The 26,690-nt window shown below is 67.4% G+C and carries 27 protein-coding genes and 1 pseudogene; 13 read left to right on the top strand and 15 right to left on the bottom strand.

The window, feature by feature from the left end:
* Positions 1-26: 26 nt before the first annotated feature.
* Together OK17_RS11535 and OK17_RS11530 are read right to left on the bottom strand one after the other, a co-directional pair.
* A complete protein-coding gene (locus tag OK17_RS11535; protein WP_232715976.1) occupies positions 27-866 on the bottom strand; it encodes a hypothetical protein in 840 nt (279 codons plus the stop codon).
* A gap of 10 nt (positions 867-876) precedes the next feature.
* Entirely contained in the window at positions 877-1,977 is a 1,101-nt protein-coding gene (locus tag OK17_RS11530) for a DNA adenine methylase (protein WP_454771245.1), read from the bottom strand.
* A gap of 90 nt (positions 1,978-2,067) precedes the next feature.
* Here OK17_RS11530 and OK17_RS11525 point away from each other — a divergent pair, with 90 nt between their 5' ends.
* Positions 2,068-2,493, top strand: coding sequence for an HIT family protein (locus OK17_RS11525; RefSeq protein ID WP_232715975.1), 426 nt, complete (start codon positions 2,068-2,070; stop codon positions 2,491-2,493).
* 47 nt (positions 2,494-2,540) lie between these two features.
* On the opposite strand, the gene OK17_RS11520 is transcribed toward OK17_RS11525, so the two are convergent.
* Positions 2,541-4,652, bottom strand: a complete 2,112-nt coding sequence (locus OK17_RS11520) for a RecQ family ATP-dependent DNA helicase (RefSeq protein WP_232715974.1) — start codon at positions 4,650-4,652, stop codon at positions 2,541-2,543.
* 66 nt (positions 4,653-4,718) lie between these two features.
* On the opposite strand from OK17_RS11520, the gene purD reads away from it, so the two are divergent.
* Positions 4,719-5,972 carry a phosphoribosylamine--glycine ligase gene (gene purD, locus OK17_RS11515; RefSeq protein WP_461417515.1) on the top strand — a complete coding sequence of 418 codons (1,254 nt, stop codon included), beginning with the start codon at positions 4,719-4,721 and terminating at the stop codon, positions 5,970-5,972.
* Positions 5,973-6,059: 87 nt separating this feature from the next.
* Here the strand turns inward: purD and OK17_RS11510 are convergent, their stop codons facing one another.
* The 3 genes from OK17_RS11510 to OK17_RS11500 form a co-directional block, all read right to left on the bottom strand.
* Entirely contained in the window at positions 6,060-7,007 is a 948-nt protein-coding gene (locus tag OK17_RS11510; protein WP_461417514.1) for an alpha/beta hydrolase, read from the bottom strand.
* Between the two features lie 94 nt (positions 7,008-7,101).
* On the bottom strand, positions 7,102-7,497 hold the full coding sequence (locus tag OK17_RS11505; RefSeq protein WP_461417513.1) for a DUF302 domain-containing protein: 396 nt from the start codon (positions 7,495-7,497) through the stop codon (positions 7,102-7,104).
* 31 nt (positions 7,498-7,528) lie between these two features.
* Positions 7,529-7,798: a metal-sensitive transcriptional regulator gene (locus tag OK17_RS11500; protein ID WP_154884638.1), complete on the bottom strand. Its 270-nt coding sequence runs from the start codon at positions 7,796-7,798 to the stop codon at positions 7,529-7,531.
* A 456-nt stretch (positions 7,799-8,254) separates the two neighbouring features.
* On the opposite strand from OK17_RS11500, the gene OK17_RS11495 reads away from it, so the two are divergent.
* The 3 genes from OK17_RS11495 to purB all read left to right on the top strand — a co-directional run bounded on the left by OK17_RS11495 (position 8,255) and on the right by purB (position 10,784).
* Complete coding sequence (locus OK17_RS11495; RefSeq protein ID WP_461417517.1) at positions 8,255-8,848, top strand: TetR/AcrR family transcriptional regulator; 594 nt, start codon at positions 8,255-8,257, stop codon at positions 8,846-8,848.
* Positions 8,849-8,891: 43 nt separating this feature from the next.
* Complete coding sequence (locus OK17_RS11490; protein ID WP_232715971.1) at positions 8,892-9,293, top strand: hypothetical protein; 402 nt, start codon at positions 8,892-8,894, stop codon at positions 9,291-9,293.
* Between the two features lie 63 nt (positions 9,294-9,356).
* Positions 9,357-10,784, top strand: a complete 1,428-nt coding sequence (gene purB, locus OK17_RS11485) for an adenylosuccinate lyase (RefSeq protein WP_461417512.1) — start codon at positions 9,357-9,359, stop codon at positions 10,782-10,784.
* 126 nt (positions 10,785-10,910) lie between these two features.
* Here the strand turns inward: purB and OK17_RS11480 are convergent, their stop codons facing one another.
* Positions 10,911-11,198 (bottom strand): Rdx family protein, encoded by a 288-nt coding sequence (locus tag OK17_RS11480; RefSeq protein WP_006358387.1) that lies wholly within the window; start codon positions 11,196-11,198, stop codon positions 10,911-10,913.
* A gap of 61 nt (positions 11,199-11,259) precedes the next feature.
* Here OK17_RS11480 and OK17_RS11475 point away from each other — a divergent pair, with 61 nt between their 5' ends.
* Both OK17_RS11475 and OK17_RS11470 read left to right on the top strand, forming a co-directional pair.
* Positions 11,260-12,159 carry a phosphoribosylaminoimidazolesuccinocarboxamide synthase gene (locus OK17_RS11475; RefSeq protein ID WP_461417511.1) on the top strand — a complete coding sequence of 300 codons (900 nt, stop codon included), beginning with the start codon at positions 11,260-11,262 and terminating at the stop codon, positions 12,157-12,159.
* Positions 12,156-14,303 (top strand): S9 family peptidase, encoded by a 2,148-nt coding sequence (locus OK17_RS11470; RefSeq protein WP_461417510.1) that lies wholly within the window; start codon positions 12,156-12,158, stop codon positions 14,301-14,303. The genes OK17_RS11475 and OK17_RS11470 overlap by 4 nt, the downstream gene beginning before the upstream one ends.
* A 67-nt stretch (positions 14,304-14,370) precedes the next feature.
* On the opposite strand, the gene OK17_RS11465 is transcribed toward OK17_RS11470, so the two are convergent.
* The 4 genes from OK17_RS11465 to OK17_RS11450 all read right to left on the bottom strand — a co-directional run bounded on the left by OK17_RS11465 (position 14,371) and on the right by OK17_RS11450 (position 18,306).
* Positions 14,371-15,918 carry a DHA2 family efflux MFS transporter permease subunit gene (locus OK17_RS11465; RefSeq protein ID WP_461417509.1) on the bottom strand — a complete coding sequence of 516 codons (1,548 nt, stop codon included), beginning with the start codon at positions 15,916-15,918 and terminating at the stop codon, positions 14,371-14,373.
* Positions 15,919-15,979: 61 nt separating this feature from the next.
* Positions 15,980-16,474: a MarR family winged helix-turn-helix transcriptional regulator gene (locus OK17_RS11460; protein WP_461417508.1), complete on the bottom strand. Its 495-nt coding sequence runs from the start codon at positions 16,472-16,474 to the stop codon at positions 15,980-15,982.
* Between the two features lie 102 nt (positions 16,475-16,576).
* On the bottom strand, positions 16,577-17,353 hold the full coding sequence (locus OK17_RS11455) for a CoA-transferase subunit beta (RefSeq protein WP_461417516.1): 777 nt from the start codon (positions 17,351-17,353) through the stop codon (positions 16,577-16,579).
* A gap of 2 nt (positions 17,354-17,355) precedes the next feature.
* On the bottom strand, positions 17,356-18,306 hold the full coding sequence (locus OK17_RS11450) for a CoA transferase subunit A (protein WP_461417507.1): 951 nt from the start codon (positions 18,304-18,306) through the stop codon (positions 17,356-17,358).
* Positions 18,307-18,335: 29 nt separating this feature from the next.
* On the opposite strand from OK17_RS11450, the gene OK17_RS11445 reads away from it, so the two are divergent.
* Positions 18,336-19,241 (top strand): LysR substrate-binding domain-containing protein, encoded by a 906-nt coding sequence (locus tag OK17_RS11445; protein WP_461417506.1) that lies wholly within the window; start codon positions 18,336-18,338, stop codon positions 19,239-19,241.
* On the opposite strand, the gene OK17_RS11440 is transcribed toward OK17_RS11445, so the two are convergent.
* Positions 19,184-20,671 (bottom strand): MFS transporter, encoded by a 1,488-nt coding sequence (locus OK17_RS11440; protein WP_461417505.1) that lies wholly within the window; start codon positions 20,669-20,671, stop codon positions 19,184-19,186. The genes OK17_RS11445 and OK17_RS11440 overlap by 58 nt on opposite strands.
* 170 nt (positions 20,672-20,841) lie before the next feature.
* Here OK17_RS11440 and OK17_RS11435 point away from each other — a divergent pair, with 170 nt between their 5' ends.
* The 4 genes from OK17_RS11435 to OK17_RS11420 all read left to right on the top strand — a co-directional run bounded on the left by OK17_RS11435 (position 20,842) and on the right by OK17_RS11420 (position 23,620).
* Entirely contained in the window at positions 20,842-21,324 is a 483-nt protein-coding gene (locus OK17_RS11435; protein WP_232715963.1) for a glutathione peroxidase, read from the top strand.
* Between the two features lie 68 nt (positions 21,325-21,392).
* Complete coding sequence (gene purS, locus OK17_RS11430) at positions 21,393-21,632, top strand: phosphoribosylformylglycinamidine synthase subunit PurS (protein WP_005201292.1); 240 nt, start codon at positions 21,393-21,395, stop codon at positions 21,630-21,632.
* A 5-nt stretch (positions 21,633-21,637) separates the two neighbouring features.
* Positions 21,638-22,318, top strand: a complete 681-nt coding sequence (gene purQ, locus OK17_RS11425; RefSeq protein WP_154884515.1) for a phosphoribosylformylglycinamidine synthase subunit PurQ — start codon at positions 21,638-21,640, stop codon at positions 22,316-22,318.
* 9 nt (positions 22,319-22,327) lie between these two features.
* Positions 22,328-23,620 (top strand): M18 family aminopeptidase, encoded by a 1,293-nt coding sequence (locus OK17_RS11420; protein ID WP_232715962.1) that lies wholly within the window; start codon positions 22,328-22,330, stop codon positions 23,618-23,620.
* Positions 23,621-23,706: 86 nt separating this feature from the next.
* Here OK17_RS11420 and OK17_RS11415 read toward each other — a convergent pair whose 3' ends face one another.
* Together OK17_RS11415 and OK17_RS11410 are read right to left on the bottom strand one after the other, a co-directional pair.
* A complete protein-coding gene (locus tag OK17_RS11415; RefSeq protein ID WP_232715961.1) occupies positions 23,707-24,474 on the bottom strand; it encodes a lytic transglycosylase domain-containing protein in 768 nt (255 codons plus the stop codon).
* A gap of 186 nt (positions 24,475-24,660) precedes the next feature.
* Positions 24,661-25,971, bottom strand: a complete 1,311-nt coding sequence (locus OK17_RS11410) for a hypothetical protein (protein ID WP_461417504.1) — start codon at positions 25,969-25,971, stop codon at positions 24,661-24,663.
* 53 nt (positions 25,972-26,024) lie between these two features.
* Here OK17_RS11410 and OK17_RS11405 point away from each other — a divergent pair, with 53 nt between their 5' ends.
* Complete coding sequence (locus OK17_RS11405) at positions 26,025-26,498, top strand: anthrone oxygenase family protein (RefSeq protein WP_461417503.1); 474 nt, start codon at positions 26,025-26,027, stop codon at positions 26,496-26,498.
* Here OK17_RS11405 and OK17_RS11400 read toward each other — a convergent pair.
* Positions 26,495-26,690 (bottom strand): annotated as a pseudogene (locus OK17_RS11400) (HNH endonuclease); the annotation flags it as partial. The gene OK17_RS11405 and the pseudogene OK17_RS11400 sit on opposite strands and share 4 nt — an antisense overlap.

The following is a 26,690-nucleotide window of genomic DNA, read 5'->3' as shown; positions in this document are numbered from 1 at the left end:
AGCTTGCGGAGGGGCGTATCGAAGGGTCAGATCAGCCGCCGTAACCTCGCGAACTCGGCCACGTCGGTGCGGAATTGGTCGAGCGTGACGAGGGTGTACATGCCGTCGATCTGGCGGGTGGCCCAGAGCTGGTGGATGCGTCGGAGGTCGGATTGCCTTGACTTCCAGCCGATTCCGTCGATCACCGCGAGCACGAGCTGGGTGGGGAGGCGGACCTCGGCCATCTCCTCGATCTCGCGCACCGCGTCGGTGAGTTTCGAGCCGGTCGAGTCGAAACCCTTCGCGGCCACCACGATGTCGGCGGAGTTGGGGTCGCCCACGATGAGGTCGGCGGGGGCGGTACGGCCGTTGCGGCCGACGAACCGCGATCGCGTCGTGTAGTCCAATCCGAGATCGCGTGCGATGTCCTCGATCTCGTCCTCGATGCGACGGCCGGACGCACCGGCCCGGGTCGCGGTGGCGCGGGTGCCGGCGCGCGCCACGAGGATGTCGGCGAAGGTGTAGGTGCGTTCCATCTGGGCCCGCAACATCCGGACGAGGTCGAACTCCGTGTCGAGCCAGGTCACCAGGTCGACGGGCTGGGTGCGCGCAAGTCCGTGCCAGCCGCTGGTGTCGAACCGGTCGCGCAGTGCGTTCTTGAGTTTCTCCTGCGACAACCCGACCGCGAGCCCGAGCACCGGCACGTCGTTGGGGTTGTCGCGCACCCAGGCGGCGAGTCCGGTGATGTCGGTGTCGAGGAGCCCACCGAGACTCCCGGTGGCCTCGACGATCCGCTCGGCCTCCGGTGTGGAGGCGGTGGGGTCGACGTGGGAGGTCAAGCGTCCCAAGGACTTCAGGTAGTCCTCGAAATCAACTGCGTCACTCATGCGCTCGGCGTCAGTCCCGCCCGATGAACAGGAACTCGCTGACGTCGCGGCGCGTGGCCGCGGCGTGCGTCCCGAAGCTGTACTTGTGGTCGATCGCGATCACCTCGACCGAGGGCTTGACCTTGCCGAGGAGGTCGACGATGCGGTCCTTGCCCGGCAACGCATTCGACGAATACGACAACACGATCGCGCCCGCGTCCTCGAAATGCTCGAACGTCCGCAGCAGCGCGTCCTCGATGGTCCTTTTGTACGCGAACGGCGTGAAGCGTTTGGGCAGCTTCTTGGTCTTGGTGTTCTCCATGATGGTCATCCCGCGCCAGTACGCGGACAGACCCTCGAGGAAGTGATAGCGCTTGATGTAGTCGTTGTCGTCGGTGGGCGGCGCGTACGGCGGGTCGAGGTAGACGAGATCCGGCGGCGCCGACCACGGCAGGTCGAGGTCGAAGATGTCGCCCTGGACGCTCCGGTTGCTGCAACCGTTGCTGAACACCGTGCCGTTGTAGTCGGCCGCCGCACGCAGCCGGAAGTGATCGCGCAGCGACATCGTGAGGTCGCGGCGCCCGTCGGCATAGCGCGTGGAGTCGGTGAAGGTGAACACCCCGCGCGGCTGCTTGCGGGCAGCGGAGAGGACCAGCGCGGAGATGGCCAGGTCGCGACGGTATCCGCGCAGTGCGTCGATGTGGGACCACGCCGAGTCGAGGAACGCGCGGTCCTCCGCGGTGAAATACAGGCCGTCGAAGGTGCTGGAGATGTAGTCGCGGTCGTCGGCGGCCGGCCCGCAGATCTGTTCGACGAGTTCCTGTTCGAGGCGGACGCTCGAATTCGCCACCGAGGCGCGTGTGATGACGTGCGGGAAGTGGAGGAAGTCATTACTGAGGACCTCGAAACCCTGCGCCTTCAGCAGGTACGAGACCACGCCCGACCCGGAGAAGGCGTCGACCGCCGTCGACCCGCCGATCTCGGCGAAGGTGCGTTCGAGATGGGGGAGCAGCCGGTACTTCGACCCCATGTACCGAAGCCGCGGGAACCGCTGTGCGCGGGCCAGGACGTCACTGGAGCCGACGGCTCTGCCGGTGCTGCGTCCCGATCGGGAGGATTCTGGCCCACTCACACCGAAAAGAATGTCATGGACCCCCGACAGCGCCGTGGAGAACACGTCGCGTCCGGTGGTGCCGAACCCCACAACATCTAGACTCGGCCCATGGCATCGGTCTTCAGCATGATCATCAACGGCGACATCCCGGGTCGATTCGTCTGGAAGGACGGCGAAGCCGTCGCGTTCCTGACCATCGAGCCGGTCACCCCCGGCCACGTTCTGGTGGTGCCGCGCAACGAGGTCGACCACTGGGAGCAGATCGACAGCTCGCTGTTCGCTCACCTCAGCGGTGTCGCGCAGAAGGTCGGCCAGGCCGTCAAGGATGCCTTCGACGCTCCGCGCATCGGTCTGCTCATCGCCGGCCTCGAGGTTCCCCACGTGCACATCCACGTCTTCCAGGGGCTCTCCTTGGAGACCTTCGACCTCGCCAACGCCGACAAGAACGCCAGCCCCGAGGAGCTCGACGCCGCGGCCGAGAAGATCCGCGCGAGCCTGCGCTCGCTCGGGTACGGCGAGTACGTCGCCGACTGACCCCTCTCGTGCTCCCTGAGGAGCGAGCTTGCGAGCGTCTCGAAGGGTCAGACGGTCCGGTGGATCAGCAGCGGCAGGACCGCACCCGCCCCGGCCTCCCGCAACGCAGCGGCGGCCAGGGTGATCGGCCAGCCGGAGCTGTTGGCGTCGACGACGAGCATCACGTTCTGGCCCGTTACCTCGGGCGGATCTCCCAGGTGGTCGCGCCAGTAGGCGGCCTCGACCGCGCCGGTCGCGTCGGTCGGCGGATCGCCCATGCGGACCGGGAACGTTCCGCCGCCGCGCTTCCCGACCGTGCGCAGGTGCTCGGCGAGCGCCTCGGCCAGGTTTGTACCGGTCAGACGAAGCGACACGATGACGTCTGCGCGGACACCGGTATCGCGGACCCAGGCCGAGAGCGTGGCGACGGCGGCGTCGCCCAGTTCGGCGAGGGCGCGCTCGTCGCCGTTGCGGGCGGCGGCCAGCACCTCGACCCACTCGGGGGCGTCGGCATGAGCGAGGACGCGTCCGGGCTGGGCGAGCAGGTCGGCGGGGATCCTTCCGCGACGGCCGAATTCGCCGCCCGGCCACATCTTCCGCGGGTCGAGGGTCGACGCCTTGCGGCGCAGCGTCGACGTGACGGTGCGGACCACCTCGGCGTCGACGGTGTCGGGGAGTCCCTCGCTCAGTCTGCCGCGGCAGGCCGAGCAGCGACCGCAGTCGGCGGCCTGCGGGTCGTCGAGCGATTCGGTCAGCAGACGCATCAGGCAGGTGCGGCCGGCGATGTAGGAGCGCATGATGTCGGCCTCACGGCGACGGACGGCGAGTACCCCGTCGTAGTGTGCGGCGTCGTAGGTCCACGGTTTGCCGGTGGCGACCCAACCGTCGGGGGTGCGGTCGGTGATGCCGTCGACGGCGAGTTGCTTGAGCATCAACTCGATTCGCGTGCGACGGAAGCGGGTGGCGGCCTCGAGCTGGATGGGCGACTGCGGTTCGTCGGCAGCCTCCAACGCGGCCAGCAGGTCACGCATCTTGTCGGGGTCGGGGATCGTCGCGGTGGCGAAGTGATCCCAGATCCGGTCGTCGGTCTGCGACGCCAGCAGCATCACCACGGCGTCGTCTAGCGCGCGCCCGGCACGACCCACCTGCTGGTAGTAGGACACCGGCGACGGCGGTGATCCGACGTGCACGACGAAGCCGAGGTCCGGCTTGTCGTAGCCCATCCCCAGCGCCGATGTCGCGACGAGTGCCTTGACCTTGTTGTGCAGCAACGCATCTTCGAGTTCGTGCCGACGATCGGCGTCGAGTTGTCCGGTATAGGCGGCGACCTCGACCGAATCACCGTGCACAGCGCGGATGGCCTCGACGAGCCGGTCGGCATCGGCGACGGTGAGGACGTAGACGATGCCCGAACCCGGGAGGTGGGGGAGGGCCTGTGCCACCCAGCCGTAGCGCTGCACGGGGGAGAGTCCGTCGAGGACGTTGAGATGCAACGACTTCCGGGCGAGCGGACCGCGGAGGACGAGAGTCGGTGCGTCGGAACCGGAATCGAGCTGCGCGGCGACGTCCTCGGTGACACGTGCGTTGGCGGTCGCGGTGGTCGCCAGGACCGGCGTGGTCGGGTTGACCGAGCGGAGCACGTCGGCCACGCGGCGGTAGTCGGGCCGGAAATCGTGGCCCCAGTCCGAAACGGCATGTGCCTCGTCGATCACCAGGAGCCCGAGGTTGCCGGCCAGTGCGTCGAGCACACGGCGTCCGAAGCCGGGATTCGCCAGACGTTCCGGTGAGACGAGCAGGACGTCGAGGTCGCCAGCCCGCAGCTGCGCCTCGATGGCCGACCACTCGTCGACGTTCGACGAGTTCAGCGTCGCCGCGGACAGGCCGCCGCGAGCCGCGGCGGCCACCTGGTCGCGCATGAGTGACAGCAGCGGGGAGACGATCAGCGTCGGTCCGCCGCCGCCGGCACGGATGATCGCGGTGGCCGACCAGTAGACCGCGGACTTTCCCCAGCCGGTCGCCTGGACCACGAGGACCCGTGCGCCGGGTGTGCCGGGTTCGCCCCCGGCCAGTGCTGTCACAGCCCGGAGCTGGTCCTCGCGCAGCGTGGCGCCCTCACCGGCCAGGCTGGTGATGACGCGGTTGGCGGCGGTCAGCTGGTCAGGGGAGAGGGTGGCGGTCATGGGCCCCAATGTAGTGGCGATGCCCGACACCTGACCCGCCACGTCCGACGGTTTAGAGTCATGGTCGTGCGAGTACTCGTGATCGGCTCGGGCGGCCGCGAACATGCCCTTCTCATCGGCCTCAAGAACGATCCGTCGGTCACCGACCTGCATGTCGCTCCCGGCAACGCCGGAACCTCGGCGATCGCCACCAATCACGCCGTCGACGTGGTCTCGGGCGAGGCAGTTGTCGCGCTGGCGGAGAAGCTGGAAGCCGACCTCGTGGTCATCGGGCCCGAGGTCCCCCTGGTCCTCGGTGTCGCCGACGCCCTGCGCGAGGCCGGCATCGCGACCTTCGGTCCCAGCGCCCAGGCCGCGCAGATCGAGGGTTCCAAGGCCTTCGCCAAGGACGTGATGGCAGCTGCCGGCGTGAAGACCGCGCATGCGGAGATCGTCGACAACCCGGCCCATCTCGACGCCGCCCTCGACCGCTTCGGACCCACCTGGGTCGTCAAGGACGACGGTCTCGCCGCGGGCAAGGGCGTCGTCGTCACCCCCGATCGCGACGTCGCCCGCGACCACGCCGCCGAATGCCTGGAGAGCGGACACCCCGTCCTGCTGGAGAGCTTCCTCGACGGACCCGAGGTCTCGCTGTTCTGCCTCGTCGACGGCGAGACCGTGGTGCCGCTGCTGCCCGCGCAGGACCACAAGCGTGTCGGCGACAACGACGCCGGACCCAACACCGGCGGCATGGGCGCCTACACGCCGCTGCCGTGGCTGCCCGCCGAGATGACCGGGCGCATCGTCGACGAGGTCGTGAAACCCGTTGCGGCCGAGATGGTCAAGCGCGGAATTCCGTTCTCGGGTCTCCTTTACGCCGGTCTCGCGATCGGCGCGGACGGCCCCGCGGTCGTCGAATTCAACTGCCGCTTCGGCGATCCCGAGACCCAGGCGGTCCTCGCGCTGCTGAAGTCGCCGCTCGGCGCGGCGCTCAACGCGACCGCCACCGGGACGCTCGCCGACCTGCCGGCGCTCGAATGGCACGACGGCGCCGCGGTCACCGTGGTCGTCGCCGCCGAGAACTACCCCGGCAAGCCGCGTACCGGTGACACCATCACCGGCGCCGACGCCGAGGGTGTGCTGCACGCGGGTACGTCCAAGAACGCCGACGGTGCGATCGTCTCCGCCGGAGGTCGCGTGCTCGCGGTCGTGGGCACCGGCGCCGACCTCGCCGAGGCCCGCGCCCAGGCCTACGCCCGGATCGAGAAGATCAAGCTGCCGGGTTCGCACTTCCGCACCGACATCGGACGCAACGCCCTCGAGGGCAAGATCAGCATCTAGCGAACCATCGCTCACATTCTCCGTTCCCGCTCACCGGATTTGCGTGAGCGGGAACGGAATGAGTGAGCGAAACTCGCGGAACCGGGTTCAGTCCGCGAGGTTGCGGCCGAGGAACTCGATCTGCTCGGGGAGCACGCTGCGCCAGTACCGGTTGGTGTGACCACCGGCGGCGGTGCCGAAGGCGGCCGGCGGGTGAAGACCCGCGGCCCACTGGCGGGTGTAGGTGTAGAACTGATCGCTCGAACCGATGTTGATCAGCAGCGGGATCTTCGCGAAACTCGGCTGCGCGCCGAACAGCGAGTTGGCCTGGTAGTCGGCGAGGCCGTCGAAGGCGCGCGGCGGGAAGTTGCGCGGGTCGGCCCACATCGCCGGCGAGCTGACGGCCACAGCGGCTACGCGCGGCGCGCCGAGCATCGATGCCAGACGCAACGCGCCGTATCCGCCCATCGACCAGCCGAAGAGGCCGATGCGCTCGGTGGACAGGTTGAGCTGCGGGTTGTCCGCGAGCATCGGCAGGAACTCGTCGAGGATCATCGCGCCACCGTCGGTGCCGTCGGTCCGCCGGTGGTAGTAGTTGCGACCCACGTCGGCAGCGGCGAGCGCGAACGGGGTGTTGCCGGCGTCCACGTAGTGCTGCATCACGGTCTGCATCTCGAGCTTCGACCCGAAGATGGTCTTCTCGTTCGTGTTCAGCGCGTGCAGCACGACGACGACGGGCAGCTTGCCGGTCACCCCGTTGGGTCGGGCGACCGCCCAGCGGGTGTCGCGACCGCCCATGCGGGCGGACTTGAAGCTGCCGGTGATCAGCGGGGGACCGCTGGTGACCGGCGGCGGTGAGGTCTCGACCGGCAGTTCGTCGTCGGCTGCGCGGCCTTCGAGGTTGCGCGGCTGCACCGATGCCGACGGCGCCTTGTCCGAGCATGCGGCCAGTCCGAGAGCGGCGGCCCCGACGCCGGCGGCGAGCACGGCACGACGGCCCACGCGCGGAAGGTCGCGGTCGGCGGCGTCGGAGAAGCGGGATCGCAGGCTGGTCATCGAAGGAACAGGGTAATCGGGGAACCCGGGCCCGGTGCAACGTCGAATCGGCCGACGCGCCGACGCTGTGAGAAATCTGTCTCTGACTTGACGCTCAGTCGAGCGACGCGATGGCCTTCTGCAGGAGTTCGGCCGCGCCGGACGCCACTTCGGGGAGGCCTGGGGCGTCGGTCACCGCGACCATGATGTCGGGGTTCATCGCCTCGACGAGGACGGTCCCGGGGTTGTCGGTGTCGTCGCGCACCACGACGTTGCAGGGGAGCAGCAGACCGATCTGCCGCTCGACCCCGAGTGCGCGATGGGCGAACTGCGGATTGCAGGCGCCGAGGATGAGGTAGTTCTCCATGTCCTCGTCGAGCTTCTTCTTGAGCGTCGCCTTCACGTCGATCTCGGTGAGCACGCCGAAGCCGACATCGCCGAGGGCTTCCCGCGTCCGCGCGACCGCGTCGTCGAAGTCGGTCTGCAGGGTCGTCCGGTAACCGAGTTTCATGATCATTCCTCTCGTGGGTGCTCCCGCTGCGTCAGGCGAGCGCCAGGAACAGCTTTTCCAGTTGGTCGATCGTCATCGGCTCCGAGTCCTTCGACTGTTCGCCGGTCATGCATTCGCGGAGGCCGGTCGCGACGATCTTGAAGCCGGCACGGTCCAGTGCACTCGACACCGCGGCGAGTTGGGTCACGACGTCCTTGCAGTCACGTCCCTGTTCGATCATCGAGATCACGCCGGCGAGCTGCCCGTGGGCGCGGCGCAGCCGGTTGAGTACGACGCCGATCGATTCTTCGTCACCGACCATGACGACCTCCTTGTGGTCGAACGCGAGGATTCACCCGACCGGTTCGACTATACCCCTAGGGGTATCAGGTCCGGTCTCGTGATGCAGGAGTCGAATCACTCGCGGTCGGTCGCCGTGGACGGCTTGGGCGGCAGTGACACTCGCGGGGAGGTGAGGTCGTCGATGCTGAGACGGGCGCCCAGCCTCTCACGCAGGAAGTCGGCGAACGCGGACTGTCTCAATGCGGTGTAGAGCGCCGCGTAATCGGCGACAGCGTGGAGGCCGTCGAACTGCGTGCGATCACGGTCATGGGCCTGAGCGGAGAAGATTCTGCCGTCCGATGATCGACCGCCGTCGACGTGAACCGGGCGTTCACCGCCGTTGTCCTCCTCTTATACGGGAAATCGACTGTGCTTGTACCGCTTTGGTCAAAAGCAATACGGCGGTACGGACGGCTTTGGCAGCATGAACCACATGATGACGTCGGCGGCGACACCCAAGGGTGCGCGACGGCGGTCTCGCTTGATCGAGGCCGCCGGCGAGCTGCTGCTCGAAGGCGGCTTCGACGCCGTCCGTCATCGTGCAGTGGCCGAACGTGCCCAGCTGCCGCTGGCGTCGACGACGTATTACTTCGCCTCTCTCGACGACCTGATGGCCGAGGCGGCGGCCAGTCTCTGCAGCCACGATGCGGAGGCGGTCACCGAGCGCTGCAACGCACTTCCGCGTCGACGCCGCGGGAAGACCGCGACGTCGACCGCCCTCGCCGAGGTGATCGTCGGGGAGGACACGACGATCCAGCAGCTGTCGGCCCGCTACGAGATGATCGCGTTGTCGGCGCGGTACCCGATGCTGCGCGAGGTGGTCAGCGACCGGTGGCAGGCGCTGTCCATGTGCCATCTCGATGTCCTCACCAAATCCGGCCGGGTCGCCGACCCCGCCCACATCGCCCAACTGATCGGGATCGAGGACGGCGCCATCGTCGGCGCCCTCGGACAGAACGGCGTCCGGCCCCTCGACGCGGTGCGCGACGCCCTGCTCGAGGTGATCGACGTCCTGGCACCGCGGGCGTGATCGCAGCGGAAGAGAGAGAAGGGATCGGATGTCGGGGGATTCGATGAGCAGGCGCCGTACCCGCATGGGTGTCGCCGCCGCGTTCCTGTCCATGGTCTTCGGGGTCACGATGTTCGTCGCCCCCGGTGCGCAGGCCGCTCCGGCCGGTCGCGTGGACGCCGGTGTCCCGTTGTCGTCGGTGGTCTACGGAACCGGGTGTACCTACCCCGTGACCGTCCCGGTCAACTCGTCCGGCTGGGTCGAGTTCTGGGAGGTCAAGCCGGGTCTGCCGGCTCGTTTCATCGGCCGCGATCTCCCCTCGGGTGCACTCGCCTCGGTCACCTGGGTGCCCCGTCGCATCGGCGACAAGTACCTCTACGCCGTCCAGAACGGCAAGGCCTCGCAGCCCACCCTCGTCAAGGTGCGCCAGGGCTACGGGTCCAACGGGACCTGCTTCGCGTTCTGAGCGGCGCGAGGGCCGGCACCAGAGGAATTCGGGATCCGCTCGCGATCGACCTACACTGAGCGGGTGTCGAAGCCCGCCATTGCCAACGTCCTGGCCAGCCGCTATGCCTCCACCGACCTCGCCGAGCTGTGGTCGGCCACCACCAAGATCGCCCTCGAACGGCGACTGTGGATCGCGGTGCTGAAGGCACAGGCCGACCTCGGGATCGACGTCCCGGCCGAGGCCATCGCCGACTACGAGCGCGTCGTCGACCAGGTCGACCTCGCCTCGATCGCCGACCGTGAGCGCGTCACCCGCCACGACGTCAAGGCCCGCATCGAGGAGTTCAACGCCCTCGCCGGTCACGAGCAGATCCACAAGGGCATGACCAGCCGTGATCTCACCGAGAACGTCGAGCAGCTGCAGATCCTCCGTTCTCTCGAGCATGTGCACGCCCACGGTGTCGCCGTCCTGGCCCGCATCGTCGAACGTGCCGCCCAGTACTCCTCGGTCGTCATGGCCGGCCGCAGCCACAACGTCGCCGCGCAGGCCACGACGCTCGGCAAGCGTTTCGCCTCGGCCGCCGACGAACTCATGATCGCGCTCACCCGGCTTCGTGAGCTGATCGACCGCTACCCGCTGCGCGGCATCAAGGGCCCGATGGGCACCTCGCAGGACATGCTCGACCTCCTCGGCGGCGACGCCACCAAGCTCGCCGACCTCGAGGCCCGCGTCGCCGACCACCTCGGTTTCGCGCGGTCGTTCACCTCCGTTGGCCAGATCTACCCGCGGTCGCTGGACCACGACGTGGTGTCCGCGCTGGTCCAGGTCGCGGCCGCACCGTCGTCGCTGGCCACCACGATCCGGCTCATGGCCGGCCACGAGCTGGTGACCGAGGGCTTCCAGCCCGGCCAGGTCGGCAGCTCGGCGATGCCGCACAAGATGAATACCCGAAGCTGCGAGCGCGTCAACGGTCTCGCCGTGGTCCTGCGGGGCTACGGCTCGATGGCCGCCGAACTCGCCGGCGCCCAGTGGAACGAGGGCGACGTCTTCTGCTCGGTGGTCCGCCGCGTCGCATTGCCCGATGCCTTCTTCGCCATCGACGGTCTGATGGAGACCTTCCTGACCGTTCTCGCCGAGTTCGGCGCGTACCCCGCGGTCATCGCCAACGAGCTCGACCGCTACCTGCCGTTCCTCGCGACCACCAAGGTGCTGATGGCGTCGGTGCGTGCGGGTGTCGGTCGCGAGACCGCGCACGAGGCGATCAAGGAGAACGCCGTCGCGGTGGCCCTGGCGATGCGTGAGGAGGGTCGCGAGCCGGACCTGCTCGACCGTCTCGCCGCCGACGACCGCATCCCGCTCGACCGGGCCCAGCTCGAGGGGCTGCTCGCCGACAAGTCGGTCTTCGTCGGTGCCGCCGAACAGCAGGTGGCCGATGTCATCGCCGCCGCGGAGAAGATCATCGGCCAGTACCCGGAGGCCGCGGCCTACACACCCGCCCCGATCCTCTAGGGCTGGTTTCGATACGGCTCGTCGCAAGCTCCTCGCCTACTCAACCAGCGGATTTCCGTTAACCGAGCGGATGTCCGCTGGCCGAGTAGCGAGGACCGAGCGCAGCGAGGACCGCGCGTATCGAGGTCACTCCGGAGCGGAGGCGTCGGCGTGCCCGAGCTTCCAGTCGGGGAGCGCGACGTCGCGCACCAACCGCTTGAGTTCGGGTGCCCCGGGAAACCCGCCGTCGCGTTTGCGCTCCCAGATTTGCGTGCCGTCGACGTCGATGTGGAACACGCCACCGGTCCCGGGGACGAGCGTCACCGAACCGATCTCGGTGCCGAAGGTGTTCAGCAGCTCCGATGCCATCCACGACGCACGCAGCAGCCAGTTGCACTGGGTGCAGTAGGTGATGGTGATGTGGGGTGCGGTCATCGGTCAAGAATGTCAGAGCCTGCTTTCCCGTGCTGCCCGCGGAACCTCTAGGGTCGAGTCCATGCGTCCTGAACTGCAGTCCTACCGGCATCTGGCGTCGGGAAAGGTCCGTGAGATCTACGAGATCGACGCCGACACCCTGCTGTTGGTGGCCTCCGACCGGATCTCGGCCTACGATCACATCCTGAGTCCCGCGATCCCCGACAAGGGACGCATCCTGACGGCGATGAGTTTCTTCTGGTTCGACGAGCTCGGCGTCCCCAACCATCTCGCCGGCGGTCCGACCGACGAGCGCATCCCGGGTGAGGTCGTCGGTCGGTCGATGGTGGTCAAGCGCCTGCCGATGGTGCAGGTCGAATGTGTCGCGCGCGGGTACCTGACCGGTTCGGGTCTGCTCGACTACCAGGCGACCGGTGCGGTGTGCGGTGTCGAACTGCCCGCCGGCCTGTCCGAGGCGTCCAAGCTGCCGGAGCCGATCTTCACCCCGGCCACGAAGGCCGAGCAGGGTGAGCACGACGAGAACATCAGCTTCGAGCGCGTCGTCGAGCAGGAAGGCGCGGAGCTGGCCGAGGCGCTGCGGTCGGCGACCCTCGACATCTACGGACGCGGTGCAGCGGTTGCTGCCGACCGTGGAATCATTCTGGCGGACACCAAGTTCGAGTTCGGTTGCGGCCCCGACGGTGAGCTGGTGCTCGCCGACGAGGTCCTGACCCCCGACTCGTCCCGGTACTGGGAGGCCGCGACCTACGAACCGGGCAAGGTCCAGCCGAGCTTCGACAAGCAGATCGTCCGGAACTGGCTCACCAGCGCCGAATCCGGCTGGGACCGGGCCTCCGATGTCGCCCCGCCGTCACTGCCCGACGACGTCGTCGAGAAGACTCGTCAGCGCTACATCGATGCCTACGAATGGATCTCGCGCAAGTCCTTCGCCGACTGGCCCACCGCGGAGGTGTCCTCGTGACCGACGAGCGCAACGCGGCGACACCGCCGGTCGCCAAGAAGGTCCCGAAGGAACGCACCCACCACGGCGACACGTTCGTCGACGACTACGAGTGGTTGCGCGACAAGGACGATCCGGAGGTGACCGCCTACCTCGAGGCGCAGAACGCGTTCACCGAGGCGCACACCGGTCACCTGGCGGATCTGCGCAAGCAGATCTTCGACGAGATCAAGAGCCGCACCAAGGAAACCGACATGTCGGTGCCGGTCCGGCGCGGACGCTTCTGGTATTACGCCAGAACACAAGAGGGCAAGCAGTATTCGACGTCCTGCCGGTGCCCGATCGCCGGCGACGACGACTGGACGGCGCCGAAGGTCGACGACGGTGTCGAGTTGCCCGGCGAGGAGGTCCTGCTCGACAGCAACGTCGAGGCCGAGGGACACGACTTCTTCAGTCTCGGCGCGCTGACCGTCAGCGACGACGGCAACTGGCTGGCCTACAGCACCGACGTCGTCGGCGACGAGCGATACACGCTGCGCATCAAGGACCTTCGTACCGGTGAGGTCCTCGACGACGTCGTCACCGACACCTCGGGCAGTGCGGTGTGGTCGGCCAACGCCCGCCACGTCTTCTATTCGACGGTCGACGCCGCGTGGCGTCCGGACACGGTGTGGCGTCACGACATCGGTGCGGGCACCGAGGACGTCAAGGTCTTCCACGAACCCGACGAGCGGTTCTGGGTCGGCATGGGCACCACCCGCAGCGACAAGTACCTCGTCATCGGTGTCGGCTCCAAGATCACCTCGGAGAGCTACGTTCTCGAGGCCGACAACCCGACCGGTGAGTTCCGCAGCGTCGTACCGCGCGTCGACGGCGTCGAGTACAGCGTCGAGCATGCCGTCATCGGCGGGGACGACCACTTCGTCATCGTGCACAACGAGGTCGTCGACGGCGAGAAGGCGGAGAACTTCGCCATCGACATCGCGCCGGTGGACAACCCGTCGGACCGACGTCCGCTGATCGCGCACGATCCGGCCCGCCGCATCGAGGATCTCGACGCATTCGCCGACTACCTGGTGCTGTCTTACCGGCGAGAGGCGTTGCCGCGGCTGGCCATCGCAGATCTCCGCCGGATCGACGGAATCCCGGCCGAATCAGACTTCCACGAGGTCGAGTTCGATCAGGAACTGAGTGCGGCCGGACTCGGCGGCAACCCCGAATGGTGGTCGCCGAAGCTGCGCATCGGTTACGGCAGTTTCATCGAACCCGCGGAGTTGTTCGAACTCGACGTCGCCACCGGCGAACGCACCCTGCTGAAGCGGCAGCCGGTGCTCGGCGGCTACGACCCCGCCGACTACGTCCAGTCCCGTGAATGGGCGGTGGCCGACGACGGCACCCGGATCCCGCTGTCGGTGGTGCGCCGCAAGGAGACCGACGCCGCGAAGCCGGCCCCGCTGCTGCTGTACGGGTACGGCTCGTACGAGGCCAGCATCGACCCCTACTTCTCGGTGTCCCGGCTGTCCATGCTCGATCGCGGCATGGTCTTCGTCCTCGCCCACATCCGCGGCGGTGGCGAGATGGGCCGCTACTGGTACGAGAACGGCAAGGAACTCAGCAAGAAGAACACCTTCACCGACTTCGTCGCGGCCGGACGCCATCTCGTCGAGACGGGATGGACGACGCCGCAGCAGATGGTCGCCGAGGGCGGCTCGGCCGGCGGACTCCTGATGGGTGCGGTGGCCAACCTCGCGCCGGAACTGTTCAACGGCATCCTGGCGTCGGTGCCGTTCGTCGACGCACTGAACTCGATCCTCGACCCGTCGCTGCCGTTGACGGTCATCGAGTGGGACGAGTGGGGCGACCCGCTGCACGACCCGAAGGTCTACGAGTACATGAAGACCTACACGCCGTACGAAAACGTCGACGCGAGGCCGTATCCGCCGATCCTCGCGTTGACCTCGCTCAACGACACCCGGGTGCTGTACACCGAGGCGGCGAAATGGGTTGCGCGGCTCCAGGAGAAGTCGACCTCGGGCAACCCGATCCTGCTGAAGACGGAGATGACGGCAGGCCACGGCGGCGTCAGCGGACGCTACAAGCAGTGGGAGGAAGTCGCTTTCGAGATCGCCTGGATTCTGCAGCAGTCCGGCGCGTTGGAGAGCTGACCTCGAAACCAAAGAGCCCCACCACCCTCGCGGGCGGTGGGGCTCTTCTGGTTTCGAGCCGGGTCGATCAGTGCATCATGATCGGGCCGCGCTCCATGTCCTCTTCGACGAGAGGCGAGGCGATCTTCTTGCGCGGCAGGAAGAACGCCGGGATCACGGTGAGGCAGATCAGCACGACCGAGACCACGAAGGTGTTGGAGAACACGTCGGCGGCGGTCTCGAAGAACGATTCCGGCAACGGGTCCGGGACTCCCGGGGGCAGCGGCTTGTCGGAGGTGTTCGCCATGATCGCGAGACCGGCCTCCGGCTTGCTCGCCAGGCTGCTGGCCAAAATCACCGAGATGACCGCGGTGCCGATCGAGGTGGCCGCCTGCTGAATGGCGTTCATCAACGTCGAACCGTCGGGCACCTGGGGGTTGCTCAGGGTGGCCAGTGCAGCGGACATGATCGGCATCATCGTCATGCCCATGCCGAGGCCCTGGACGAACAGCGAGCCGCAGATCAGCCAGTACGAGGTGTTCGCACCGAGCATCGTGAACGTCGACAGACCGATCAGGATCAGGACGATGCCGGCGAGCACGAACTTTCCGGGGCCCATCTTGTCGGTGAGTTTGCCGGCGATCGGCATGGTCAGCATCGCGCCCAGGCCCTGCGGGGCGAGGAGCAGACCGGCGGTCAGCGTGGACTCGCCGCGGACGCCGATGAAGTACTGCGGGAACAGCAGTGCCGCACCGAAGAACGCGATCATGAACAGCACCATCGTGGCCACTGCGATGCTCAGCGTCTTGTTCTTGAACAGACGCAGGTCGAGCAGCGGCTTCTTCGCGCGCAGCGCATGGAAGATGAACGCGGCGATGAGAAGCGCACCGATGATGGTCGGGACCAGCACCGAACCGGTGACGAAGGTGCGGTGTTCGGCGCTCGAGGAGATACCGAACAGGAACAGCGCGAGACCCGGCGACAGCAACAGGAGGCCGACGACGTCGATGGACGACTTCTTGGTCTCGGCGTCGTCACGCAGGACGATCCAGGCGTAGATGAAGGCGATGATGCCGATCGGGACGTTGATCAGGAAGATCCAGTGCCAGCTGAGCTGCTCGATGAGCACGCCGCCGAGGATCGGACCCGAGATCGGGCCGAGGAGCATAGGGATACCGAGGACGGCCATGACCGAGCCGACGCGTTCGGGACCGGCCGCCTTGGTCAGCATCATCATGCCGATCGGCATCAGCAGACCGCCGCCGAGGCCCTGGACCACGCGGAATGCGACAAGCATGCCGATGTTCGGTGCGAAGGCACAGAGGATCGAACCGAGGGTGAACAGGACCAGCGAGGTCAGGTAGACCCGCTTGGTGCCGAAACGTGACGCGGCCCAGCTTGCCAGCGGGATCACGGCGGCGAGAGCGAGGGTGTAACCGGTCGCGGTCCACGCGGCACCCGCGGCGTCGGTGTTGAACTCCTGCTGGAAGGTGTTCTGGGCGACGCCGACCACGGTGACGTCGAGGATCGACATGATCGCGCCGAGCACGACCACACCGGCGACCAGCAGGACGTTCTTGTCCAGCTTGGTGTCTGGTGGACCTTCGTGGAGATGGCCTCCGGTGGAGGGTGTCATGCGGTGTTTTTCCTATCGGTCGAAATGCGACTGAGAAGTAGGTGTCGGTAGGTGTTCGCGGTCAACGGGTGACCAGATTGCAGAAATGGTCGATGGCGTCGTCGACGATGGGTTGCAGCGCCGAACACAGGTTGTCCCGGAGTTCGGCGGGGAGGCCGGCCACGAACCGTCGTACGGTGTCGTGCTGCAGTGCCAGGTGCGTCTCGAGGTAGCGCATGCCGTCTTCGGTGAGCGAGACGCGCTTGATGCGACGGTCCGTCGAGTCCTCACGGCGATCGGCGAGACCGAGGCTGACCAGTTTGTCGACGGTCCGGCCCGCGGCCGCGAGGGACAGCTGGACCTGGTCGGCGATGGCGTTGACCGGCATCGGCCCGTCGTGGCTGCCGAGCGCGCAGAGCACCCGGAGCTGCGAGAAGGTGACCTCGGTGGCCGCGAGACTCTCCATGGTCTCGGGGCGCCCGATCTCGATGAGCCGGTCGAGGAATGCGACGAGGGCCGCCGAAGCGGACTCGATCGACTTGTCGGCGCTCGTTGCGCACGGGGTTTCCTCAGACACCCGGAAATAGTAACTCCGGCGCAACTATTGCAAAATCGCAATAAGCGTGAGATCGCACATATTGTGCGCGATGGTGTGACCCCCGTCTCAGGGGCCAGCAGATCAGCGCAGGTAGAGGCGCACCCGGTCGATCTCCTCGCGGAGCAGCCGGACCTCCTCCGTAGACGGCTCCGGGGTCACGGACACCTCGTCGGCGACCTTCAGATCCCACCCCGTCGCCGCGACCGCCTCGTCGACGGAGACGCCGGCGTGCACGCTGGTGAGTTCGAGTTCGCCGAAACGATCCGGCCGGGACAGGACACCCAGCGGGGTGAACACGTGGCTGACGCCGTGCCCGCGCGGCTGGATGCCGCGACCGGCGGCACGGGCGCGGACCGGGCTGGGAGACGTGCAGAAGTCCAGTTCGGCGGGAAACGACTCGTGGTCGTGGCGGCGCATGATGACGAAGACCTCGTCGGCGTTCGCCATGATCTCGCCCGCTCCGCCGGCGCCGGGCAGGCGAACCTTCGGCTTCCGCCAGTCGCCGATGACGCTGGTGTTGAGGCTGCCGTGCCGGTCGATCTGGGCGGCGCCGAGGAACCCCACGTCGACGTTGCCGCCCTGAAGGACGTACCCGAACAGCGCCGCCATCGACAGCACCGACTCGGCGCCGGAGACGAGGACGGAGTCGGCGATGCCCTCGGCCATCGCCGTCGGGTGTGCCCCGCAGACGCCCGACTCGTAGACGAGTTCGACGGACGGGTTGTACTTCCGAAGCGCGAGATCCACGGCGAGCGTGGGGAGTCCGACGCCGGCGAAGACGCGGCGCTTGCCGGCGAGTTGCTGGGCGGCGACGGAGACGATGGTCTCCGTCGTCGTCGCAACAATGGTGTTCTGGATCGTCACAGTCTGCTCCCGTAGTCGACGGTGCCCGACGGACGGGAACCGACTTCGATGGTGGCCCAGTGGTCGTCGCCGAGCTTGGCGAGGTACTCCTCGTGATCGCGTGTGCCGCGAATCCATTCGTCGATCCAGTTCCGCAGTGCGGCCGGATCTTTCGAGATGGGCGTCCAGTCGCGGTAGAAGGCGCAGTCGCGGTCGTAGTAGCCCTGCGCATAGGAGGGGTGCGCGCCGCGCGGGCACAACACGACGGCGTCCACGGCGTGCGCGGGCAGCAGGGTGCGGTTGGGGTCGGACCGGACCACCTCGTCGTCGACGATCTCCTCGACGAGCACGATGGCGGTCCGCGCCGCGTACACCGCCTCCTGCTGGACGCCGGTGATGCCCCACACCTGGATGTTTCCGGCCCGGTCGGCGCGCTGCGCGTGGATGATCGTGACATCGGGATTGAGTGGCGGCACCACGTAGACCGAGTCGCCGGTGTACGGATCGGTGGTGAGCCGGATACGCGGATTCAGTTCGGGCAGATCACTTCCCGCGTAGGAGCGCAGCGGGAAGAACGGCAGTCCCGCCGCTCCCGCCTGGTACCGGCAGACCATTCCGTAGTGGCTGTACTCCTCCACCTCGAGGGGTTCCGGGTCGTGTTTCTCGATGCGACGGCGCAGTTCGTGGAGCGACCCGGCCGACCCGCTGGCGAAGAAGGAGGCCACCAGCTTCGACACACAGCCGGCGGCGACCAACTGGTCGGACACGATGTCGGGGGTCATCCGGCACAGGGTGAGATCGCGGCGGCCCTGGCGGATGATCTCGTGCGCCGCGGCGAAGGGGATCAGATGGGAGAAACCCTCGAGGGCGATCGTCATGCCGTCGCGCACGTGCGTCGCGATGGCCTCGCTCAGCGAGGTGACCTTCTCGGGAAGAGGGGCTGTCGCAGTGGGGGCCGTCGTTGTCACGGGTGGGCCTTTCGTATCAGGATGGGGTCGTGGAGATCGCGCAACTGAGGGCCTTCCTCGCGGTGGCCGAGGAGTTGCACTTCGGCCGGGCCGCGCAGCGGCTGCACTTCGCGCAACCCCATCTGAGCCGCACGATCCAGCAGCTGGAGAAGGATCTGGGAGCCGAGCTGTTCGTGCGTACGACTCGCAGCGTGCACCTCACCGCGGCCGGGGTGGCGCTCGTCGAGCCGGCTCGCGCGGTGCTCGACTCCTGCCGGCTCGCCAAACTCGCGGTCGGCACCGCCGGCCGCGGACACACCGGCCGGGTGCGGTTGGGGTTCGCCGGTTCGTCGTCGCACGTCCTGGTCGGCAGGTTCGCGAAGCTGGTCCGACGCACCCATCCGGGTATCGAGTTCGAGCTCGACAGCACCACCTACGCCAGCGAGGCGCTCGCGAAACTGCGTGACGGCAGTGTCGATCTGGTGCTCGCGCGCTGGCTGTATCCGCCGCCCGGAATCGCGACGCGCATCGTCCTGGAGGAAGACATCGTGTGTGCGCTGCCGCGGGAACACCGTCTGGCCGACCGGCCGGTCCTGCGGATCGAAGAGCTGGCCGACGATCCCTGGGTGGCACTGCCGGCCGAACCCGGGTCCACGCTGCGCGACTACCTGCATCGACTCGCCCACGACGCCGGCTTCGCACCGCGGATCGTCCAGAGCGCCCCGGACTCGGTGTCCGTCTTCGCCCTGGTTGCAGCGGAGGTCGGTTGCGCGCTCACCCTGACCAACGTGGCTCGCAACATCTCCAATCCGGAGGTGGTGGTCCGGCCGATCGAACCGCGACCGGACCCTCTCCAGTTGCGTCTCGCGTGGCGCGCCGACACCGACGACCCCGCGGTTCACGAGGTGCTGCGCTTGTCGGAGGAAGCGCTGCCCACTCCGGCCGGCGTCGACTGATCGGTGGTCGCCGCCACCGGGGCCGGCGGCACGTCGAACTCCGAGGTGTTCGGCCGTACGGTGACGGCGTCCGTTGTGTCGGCGTGGATTCCGGGGCCGAGGTCGTTCTCGTCACTGCGTTCGGCGACCGACAGTTCGCCTGCCGTGTACCCGGTGCGCTTGAGGAGTGCGAGCGTGCAGGACAGGGAGACCACCGCATAGATACCGCCGGTGACAGCCACCCAGGTGATGCCGCCGGTGGAGTTGAGAATCCATTGCGCCAGAACAGGTGTGCCACCGCCGACGACCAGTGAACACAGCTGATAGGCGAGGGACAGTCCGGTGTAGCGGATGTTGGCGGGGAAGGCCCGGGCCAGGAGACCGGCGATCGCGCCGTAGAACATCGAGTGCGGGATCGTGGCGAGACACATGCCCAGTGTCGCGATCGCGTAGTCGCGGGTCTCGATGGCGAAGAACATGGCCGGCATGAGAATGAACTCGGGGATCACCATGAGAGCGACGGCTTTTCGCATGTCCATCTTGGAGACCAACACCGCGCCGAACGGTTGCACGATGAACTGGACGACCAGTGCGATCGCGATCATCGCCAGGAACGAACCGCGGGAGTAGCCGAGATCGCTGGTGGCCCAGGACAGCGCGAAGGTGTTCTTGAAGTAGGTGACCTGGACCAGCGGTAGTGCGCCGGCACCCAACAGCACCAGGACCCAGTGCTTGCGCAGGACCTCGGCGATCGGGAGCTTGACCGTCTTGTCCTGCTCGATGACCGCCTTCATCGAGTTCGACTCCTCGAGGCGCAGGCGGATGAACAGTCCGAGCCCGATGAGGACGACCGAGGCGAGGAACGGGATACGCCACGCCCACGACATGAACGCCGGTGTGGGAACCGCGGAAAGTGCGAAGAACGCGAGTGTGGCAAGAAGGTTGCCGGTCGGTGAACCCTGTTGCGCGAAGGCCGAATACAGGATGCCCTTGCCCTTGGGTGCGTTCTCGCTGGCGACGAGGACGGCTCCGCCCCACTCGCCACCCACCGCGACGCCCTGGATCACGCGGAGGACCACCAGAAGGATCGGGGCGAGGACGCCGACCTGGGCGTAGGTGGGCAACAGGCCGATGCCGAGGGTCGCGATGCCCATCAGGACGAGCGTGATGATGAGGGTGCGCTTGCGGCCGATGCGGTCGCCGAGGTGACCGAACAGGATTCCGCCGAGCGGTCGGGCGAGGAATCCCGCCCACAGCGTGACGAAGGCCAGAAGCGATCCGACGCCCGGCGCGAGGCCTTCGGGAAAGAACACGTCGCCGAACACCAGTGCCGCGGCGGTGCCGTAGATGTAGAAGTCGTACCACTCGATCGTCGTGCCGATGTACGACGCGATGCCGGCGCGCCGCGCCTTGCGCTGGACCGCCTTGGCCTCGATGTCTGTCTGTGTCATGCCCCGCCTTGTCCGCCGGATGTGATCTGGATCTCGACGTGACCCTGCCAGCGCCCACCGTTGCCGTCCAATGCCGAATCCGGGTGGGATTACATGCCTGACTGCATCAATCGCGGTGACCTGGGTGTGCAGCCGGTCACAGCCGTTCGGCGACCGGTTAATCTCTCCACATGGGCAACATCAAGGACATCCCGGTCACCTCTCTCGACGGCTCCGACGTCTCGCTGAAGGACTTCGGCGGACCGCTGCTGATCGTCAACGTCGCCAGCAAATGCGGCCTCACCCCGCAGTACGAGGGCCTCGAGCAGCTCGCGAAGACCTACGGCGACAAGGGTCTGACCGTCGTCGGCGTGCCGTGCAACCAGTTCATGGGCCAGGAGCCGGGCACCGCCGAGGAGATCGCGACCTTCTGCTCGACCACCTATGGCGTCACGTTCCCGCTGCTGGAGAAGACCGACGTGAACGGCGAAGCCCGCCATCCGCTGTACGCCGAGCTGACCCAGGCCGCCGACGCCGACGGCGAGGCCGGCGACATCCAGTGGAACTTCGAGAAGTTTCTCGTGAACGCCGACGGTGAGGTCGTCAACCGTTTCCGTCCGCGCACCGAGCCGACCGATCCGACCGTCGTCGCCGCAATCGAATCCGTGCTCTGAGTCGATTTGGGGGCACCCGGTAAGCTGACCAGGCGAGAACTGATCAGCAGAGATTGAGGAGCGGTGCCATGGCGCGAGTGGTGGTCGACGTGATGCCCAAAGCCGAGATTCTCGACCCACAGGGGCAGGCCATCGTCGGCGCACTGGGTCGGCTCGGATTCACCGGGATCGGCGACGTCCGTCAGGGCAAGCGCTTCGAGCTCGAGGTCGACGACACCGTCGACGACGTGACCCTGGAGCGGATCGCCGAAGAGTTGTTGACCAACACGGTGATCGAGAACTTCAACGTCTCCCGGGTCTCGGAGTAGGCGACATGACAGCTCGTATCGGTGTCATCACCTTCCCGGGCACCCTCGACGACGTCGACGCCGCCCGTGCGGTCCGGCTCGCCGGTGCCGAACCCGTCGCGCTGTGGCACGGCGACGCCGACCTGAAGGGTGTCGACGCGGTCATCGTGCCGGGCGGCTTCTCCTACGGCGACTACCTCCGTGCCGGCGCCATCGCGCGCTTCGCGCCGGTGATGGGTTCGGTCGTCGAGGCGGCGGGCAAGGGCATGCCGGTCCTGGGGATCTGCAACGGATTCCAGGTCCTCTGCGAGGCCGGCCTGCTGCCGGGTGCGTTGACCCGTAACGAGGGTCTGCACTTCATCTGCCGCGACGAGTGGCTGCGCGTCGAGAACAACACGACCGCCTGGACGACGCGTTTCGAGCGCGGTGCGGAGATCCTGATCCCGCTGAAGTCCGGCGAGGGCCGCTACGTGGCGTCGGAGCGCAAGCTCGAAGAGCTGCAGGGCGAGGGTCAGATCGTGTTCACCTACCCGGAGCGCAATCCCAACGGGTCGGCACTCGACATCGCCGGCATCTCCAGCCCCAACGGCCGGATCGTCGGCCTCATGCCGCATCCCGAGCACGCGACCGAGGCCCTGACCGGCCCCAGCGACGACGGGCTCGGCCTGTTCTACTCGGTGATCGACTCGGTCCTCGCCTCGGTCTGAGTGTCCCGGATGAGCGACGCATCGCCGAAGATCCCGACGAGTGCATCGGCGGCCGGGCTCGGTGAGTTAATCGACGCCTCCCCGTCGCCGTTCCACGTGTGCGCCACGGTCGCCCGTGAGCTCGAGAACGCGGGATACACAAGGCTTCACGAGGAGCAGGCGTGGCCGGCCACGGTCAGCGCGGCGTCGTCGAAGTCCTATGTGATCCGCGGTGGCTCGATCATCGCCTGGGAGACCGGCGACGGTCCGGCCTTCCGCATCGTCGGCGGCCACACCGACAGCCCGAACCTGCGGGTGAAGCAGCATCCCGACCGCACGTCGGCCGGGGTGGCGATGATCGCGCTGGAGCCCTATGGCGGCGCCTGGCTCAACTCCTGGCTCGACCGCGATCTCGGGCTGTCCGGTCGTCTCGCCTACCGGGCGGGGGATCGGGTGGCGCACACGCTCGTTCACGTGACCGAGCCGGTGGTGCGGGTTCCGCAGCTGGCGATCCACCTGTCCGAGAACCGCAAGGGCGTCTCACCCGATCCGCAGCGACACGTCAACGGTCTCTGGGGTCTCGACGAGACCGCCCCGGACGTTCTCGATTGGGTTGCGGAGTACGCGGGCATCGACCCCGACACCTTGCTGGGCTGGGAACTGATGACCCATGACGTCGCGCCGTCGGCGGTGATCGGCGCCGCCGAGAACCTGCTCAGCGCACCGCGATTGGACAACCAGGGCACCTGCTACGCGGGTCTGCGGGCGCTGCTCGACGGTTCGTCGTCGACGCATACGCGCGTGCTGGCGCTGTTCGACCACGAAGAGGTCGGCAGCGGCTCCGAGCGTGGTGCCGCATCGGACTTCCTGGCCTCGATCTGTGAGCGGATCGTGTTGTCGCGCGGCGGCTCCCGCTCCGACTACCTGCAGGCGATGGCCGCGAGCGTGTGCCTCTCCGGCGACATGGCCCACGCGACGCATCCGAATCATCCGGAACGGCATGAGCCCGGCCACCACATCTCGATCGGCGGCGGGCCGGTGCTCAAGGTGAACCAGAATCTGCGCTACGCCTCGGATGCCTTGGGGGAGGCCATCTTTGCGATGGCCTGCGATGACGCAGGTGTGCCGATGCAGCGCTATGTCCACCGTGCGGATCTGCCCTGCGGCTCGACGATCGGACCGATCACCGCGACCCGCACGGGCCTCACCACGATCGACGTCGGCGCTCCGCAGCTCGCGATGCATTCCGCGCGCGAACTGATGGGTGCCGCCGACGTGCCGATGTATTCGGCTGCGCTGCAGGCCTTTCTGGCCCAGAATTGATCACACCGAACTGATCCGAACGACATCGACCCGGACGGCGGCCTGAGTCAGGCGCCGGCCGGGTCGATGACCGTTTCCGGAGAAGATCAGTAGGAGCGGGCGAACCCGAGCACGTTGTTCACGTACTCCATGGAGTTGTTGTAGCGCATGATCGCGGTCGTCAGCGATGCCGGGTTACGCAGGTCCAGGCCCTCATCGCACAGGTACCGACCGGTGGTCAGTGCGGCGTCGAAGATGTTCTGCGGGTCGGCCTTTCCGTCACCGTTGCCGTCGGCGGCGTAGGCCTTCCAGGTGGACGGCAGGAACTGCATGGGGCCGACTGCGCGATCGTAGGTCGCGTCGCCGTCGAGTTCGCCGCCGTCGGTGTCGCTGATGACCTCGTTGCCGCCGAGCGAGCCGTCGAGGACAGGACCGAAGATGGCGCTCCGCAGCACGCCGTCGGGATTGACGTTGCCCTGGTCGGCGTGGTGGGACTCGACCTTGCCGATGCCGGCGATGACCTTCCAGTCGATGCCGCAGCGCGGGGTGGTGTCGGCGAGGGTGCTCGCGGCCTTCTTGTAGGCGTCGTAGTTGGTCTCGGGGACCGCACCGGAGGTGACGCTGGCCGGGCGGATGACCGGGGCGGGTGCCGGCGTCGGGGCCGGGGCTGCCGGGTGCGCCTTCGCGGCGGGGGTGAATGCGGGGGCCGCGGTGGCCGTCACACCCGTGGAGAGGCTGCTGGGCTCCGGGGCGGCTGTCGGGTGCGACAGCTCCGCTCCTGCGGTGGCCGCGCCCGCCAGGACTCCGACGGGGAGGAGGGCCGTGGCCCACAGCGGTGTGCGTGTTTTCTTCCGTGGCTTGGAATGCTTACCCAAAACTTACTGACCTCACGTGTACTGCTCGTGGTTCGTGCTTTCGGAACCGAGCCGACCGTACACGCGGTCGTGAGCAAAGCGTTATCTTCCCGTGACCATCCCGAGTATGGACAGGAGGTCAGGTTTGTGTCTGTGCAGGTCGTCGCGGGGACGCGGGTTGCGATGTGAAACGGCCCACACGCGGGGTCAGTTCGGCCGCAAAACGGACATCGTGGAACCCTCGCTCAGCACGATGTAGCCCTCGACCACCTTGATCAGTCCGGGCGAACCGACGCCCTGTTCCCAGGCCACGGTGTTCTCCGGGGTCAGGGCCGTCAGCTGGCCCTGATTCGACAGGATCATGGTGGTGCCCGTCGAGCCGATGCAGGCGGGATTGGCGAGGATGGGCTGTTCGGGACCGGGTGGCGGGCCGCTGCCGATGTGCTCGCCGTCAGCGAGCGCGTACGTCGTTCGCGACCCGTCAAGACGCCCGAAGTTGACCAGTGAGCCGCAGGCGATGGCACCCGACTTCGACAGTTTACGGTCGCTGATCCGCCACAGCGCGCCCTGGCGTGCCGGATCGCGTACCTCGTAGGTGCCGCGGTCGGCGAAGATGCGGTTGGAGGCGGTCAGCAGGGGCAGCTTCGACGGCCCCGATTCGATCTGCAGCCCCTCCGAGTCGTCGACGGGGTCGGAGTCGACGCGCCCGTTGACCGTGGCGTAGGTGGTGACGCGCTCGGCGTTGTAGTCCTGGTGCTCGACGGCCACGCCCGTCGGGTAGAGAGCGATGTTGCACTGGTCGCAGGCGATGCGATTGTCGCCGTTCGTCGGGTTGACCAGGAACTGGCTGGCGTCGGCGGTCTTGACGACCACGATGTCGCCGGTGACCTCGAGATCGACGACCGGTGCTGCGAAGGTGCGCGCCCAGATGGACTTCCCGGCCGGCGTGTTCAAGGACAACTGGTGACCGACCCGGTTGACCCGCAGGAAGTTGTTGCCGAGTCCCACGACCTTCTTGGTGTCGAGGTATTCGGCGGTCTGCGTCGGCACCCCGGCGTCGTCGACGAGGTAGAAGCCGTCGTCGAGCGGAGTGCCGAGCTGAACCGCACAGCCGACCTGTCCGGCCTCGTTGACGGCGCAGTCGCCCTGGCCGGCGTTGACGGGGGAGTCCCAGAGGAGACGGCCGTTGCGGCGGTCGACCATCGTGAACGAGCGGCCCAGGCCGGACGGGTAGGCGATCAGCCAGCCCTCGTCGGAGGTGTCGACGACCTGGATGGTGACCTCGTCGCGATAGTCGGGGAGATCCTCGTGGCCGACGATGGTCCAGGCGATGGACGGCGCACGGTGGTAATCGCGCAGTTCCCCGTAGGCGTAGTCGGCGTTGTCCACCTGGTACTTCCCGCCGGAGAGCACCACTCCGACGGTGACGAGCATTGCTGCGCAGAGGATCAGTACGACCGTCCCGATACCGAACGGCAGGCGCGCGGAGAGCGCCCGGGCGCGGGAGCGTGAGGACATGGATAAGAGTGAACCATGGGCGTTTCGGCGTGCCACGAGGTGCACTGTTCTCTATGGACCTACTGCAGGACGTGTTGGTGACCCTCACTGTCGTGACCACGGGACTCAGTGCCGGGGTGCTCGCAGGTTTCGGCTACTCCGTGATCCCCGGCCTGACCCGCGCCGGTGCCGACGTCGCGGTCCCGGCCATGCACCGGATGAACAGCGCCATCCTCAATCCGCTGTTCGCGGTCATCTTCGGTGGCGGTGTGGTGTTCGGTGCCCTGAGCACGTGGGCCACCTGGAACGACGGGTTGCGTTGGTGGGTACTCGCCGCCACCCTCCTCACCCTTGGCGGTGTCGCCATCACCATGGCGATCAACGTCCCGGCCAACAACCGCCTCGACGCCGCGGCCGACTCTCGTGGCGACGAGGCCGCCCAGGTCTGGGCAGAGTTCAGCGCGGTGTGGGTGCCGTGGAACATGCTGCGATCGGTGCTCACCACCGCCGCGGTCGTCGTGTTGGTGGTCGGGTTGCTCGTGGCTTAGAACGGTGGGTCCGTTTCATCGACGAGGCGCTGCTTCTTGTTGCGGGCACGTTCGGCCCGCCGGCGCGCGTGCTTCCGTGCGAGCCGGTTGGGTGTGGGCGGGGTGTCGTCGCCCGAGATGACCCGTGGAGTGGGTGGGGCTTGGGGTGGTTGTTCGTAGCGAATGCGCCGCAGGTTGGGGAAGAAGTCTTCG

Source organism: Gordonia sp. GN26, assembly GCF_054823965.1.
Note: the sequence above shows the minus strand (reverse complement) of the source record. Positions and strands in the feature narration are given on the sequence as shown.

Bases quoted from the DNA above. Each gene is read 5' to 3' on its own strand.
- OK17_RS11435 (WP_232715963.1), top strand. From the start codon at position 20,842: ATGGGCAACATCAAGGACATCCCGGTCACCTCTCTCGACGGCTCCGAC.
- OK17_RS11505 (WP_461417513.1), bottom strand. From the start codon at position 7,497: ATGAAACTCGGTTACCGGACGACCCTGCAGACCGACTTCGACGACGCG.
- OK17_RS11510 (WP_461417514.1), bottom strand. From the start codon at position 7,007: ATGACCAGCCTGCGATCCCGCTTCTCCGACGCCGCCGACCGCGACCTT.
- OK17_RS11420 (WP_232715962.1), top strand. From the start codon at position 22,328: ATGAGCGACGCATCGCCGAAGATCCCGACGAGTGCATCGGCGGCCGGG.
- OK17_RS11500 (WP_154884638.1), bottom strand. From the start codon at position 7,798: ATGGTCGGTGACGAAGAATCGATCGGCGTCGTACTCAACCGGCTGCGC.
- OK17_RS11440 (WP_461417505.1), bottom strand. From the start codon at position 20,671: ATGACACAGACAGACATCGAGGCCAAGGCGGTCCAGCGCAAGGCGCGG.
- OK17_RS11405 (WP_461417503.1), top strand. From the start codon at position 26,025: ATGGACCTACTGCAGGACGTGTTGGTGACCCTCACTGTCGTGACCACG.
- OK17_RS11475 (WP_461417511.1), top strand. From the start codon at position 11,260: ATGCGTCCTGAACTGCAGTCCTACCGGCATCTGGCGTCGGGAAAGGTC.
- purS (WP_005201292.1), top strand. From the start codon at position 21,393: ATGGCGCGAGTGGTGGTCGACGTGATGCCCAAAGCCGAGATTCTCGAC.
- OK17_RS11490 (WP_232715971.1), top strand. From the start codon at position 8,892: ATGAGCAGGCGCCGTACCCGCATGGGTGTCGCCGCCGCGTTCCTGTCC.
- OK17_RS11525 (WP_232715975.1), top strand. From the start codon at position 2,068: ATGGCATCGGTCTTCAGCATGATCATCAACGGCGACATCCCGGGTCGA.
- OK17_RS11495 (WP_461417517.1), top strand. From the start codon at position 8,255: ATGACGTCGGCGGCGACACCCAAGGGTGCGCGACGGCGGTCTCGCTTG.
- OK17_RS11410 (WP_461417504.1), bottom strand. From the start codon at position 25,971: ATGTCCTCACGCTCCCGCGCCCGGGCGCTCTCCGCGCGCCTGCCGTTC.
- OK17_RS11480 (WP_006358387.1), bottom strand. From the start codon at position 11,198: ATGACCGCACCCCACATCACCATCACCTACTGCACCCAGTGCAACTGG.
- OK17_RS11535 (WP_232715976.1), bottom strand. From the start codon at position 866: ATGAGTGACGCAGTTGATTTCGAGGACTACCTGAAGTCCTTGGGACGC.
- OK17_RS11520 (WP_232715974.1), bottom strand. From the start codon at position 4,652: ATGACCGCCACCCTCTCCCCTGACCAGCTGACCGCCGCCAACCGCGTC.
- purQ (WP_154884515.1), top strand. From the start codon at position 21,638: ATGACAGCTCGTATCGGTGTCATCACCTTCCCGGGCACCCTCGACGAC.
- OK17_RS11465 (WP_461417509.1), bottom strand. From the start codon at position 15,918: ATGACACCCTCCACCGGAGGCCATCTCCACGAAGGTCCACCAGACACC.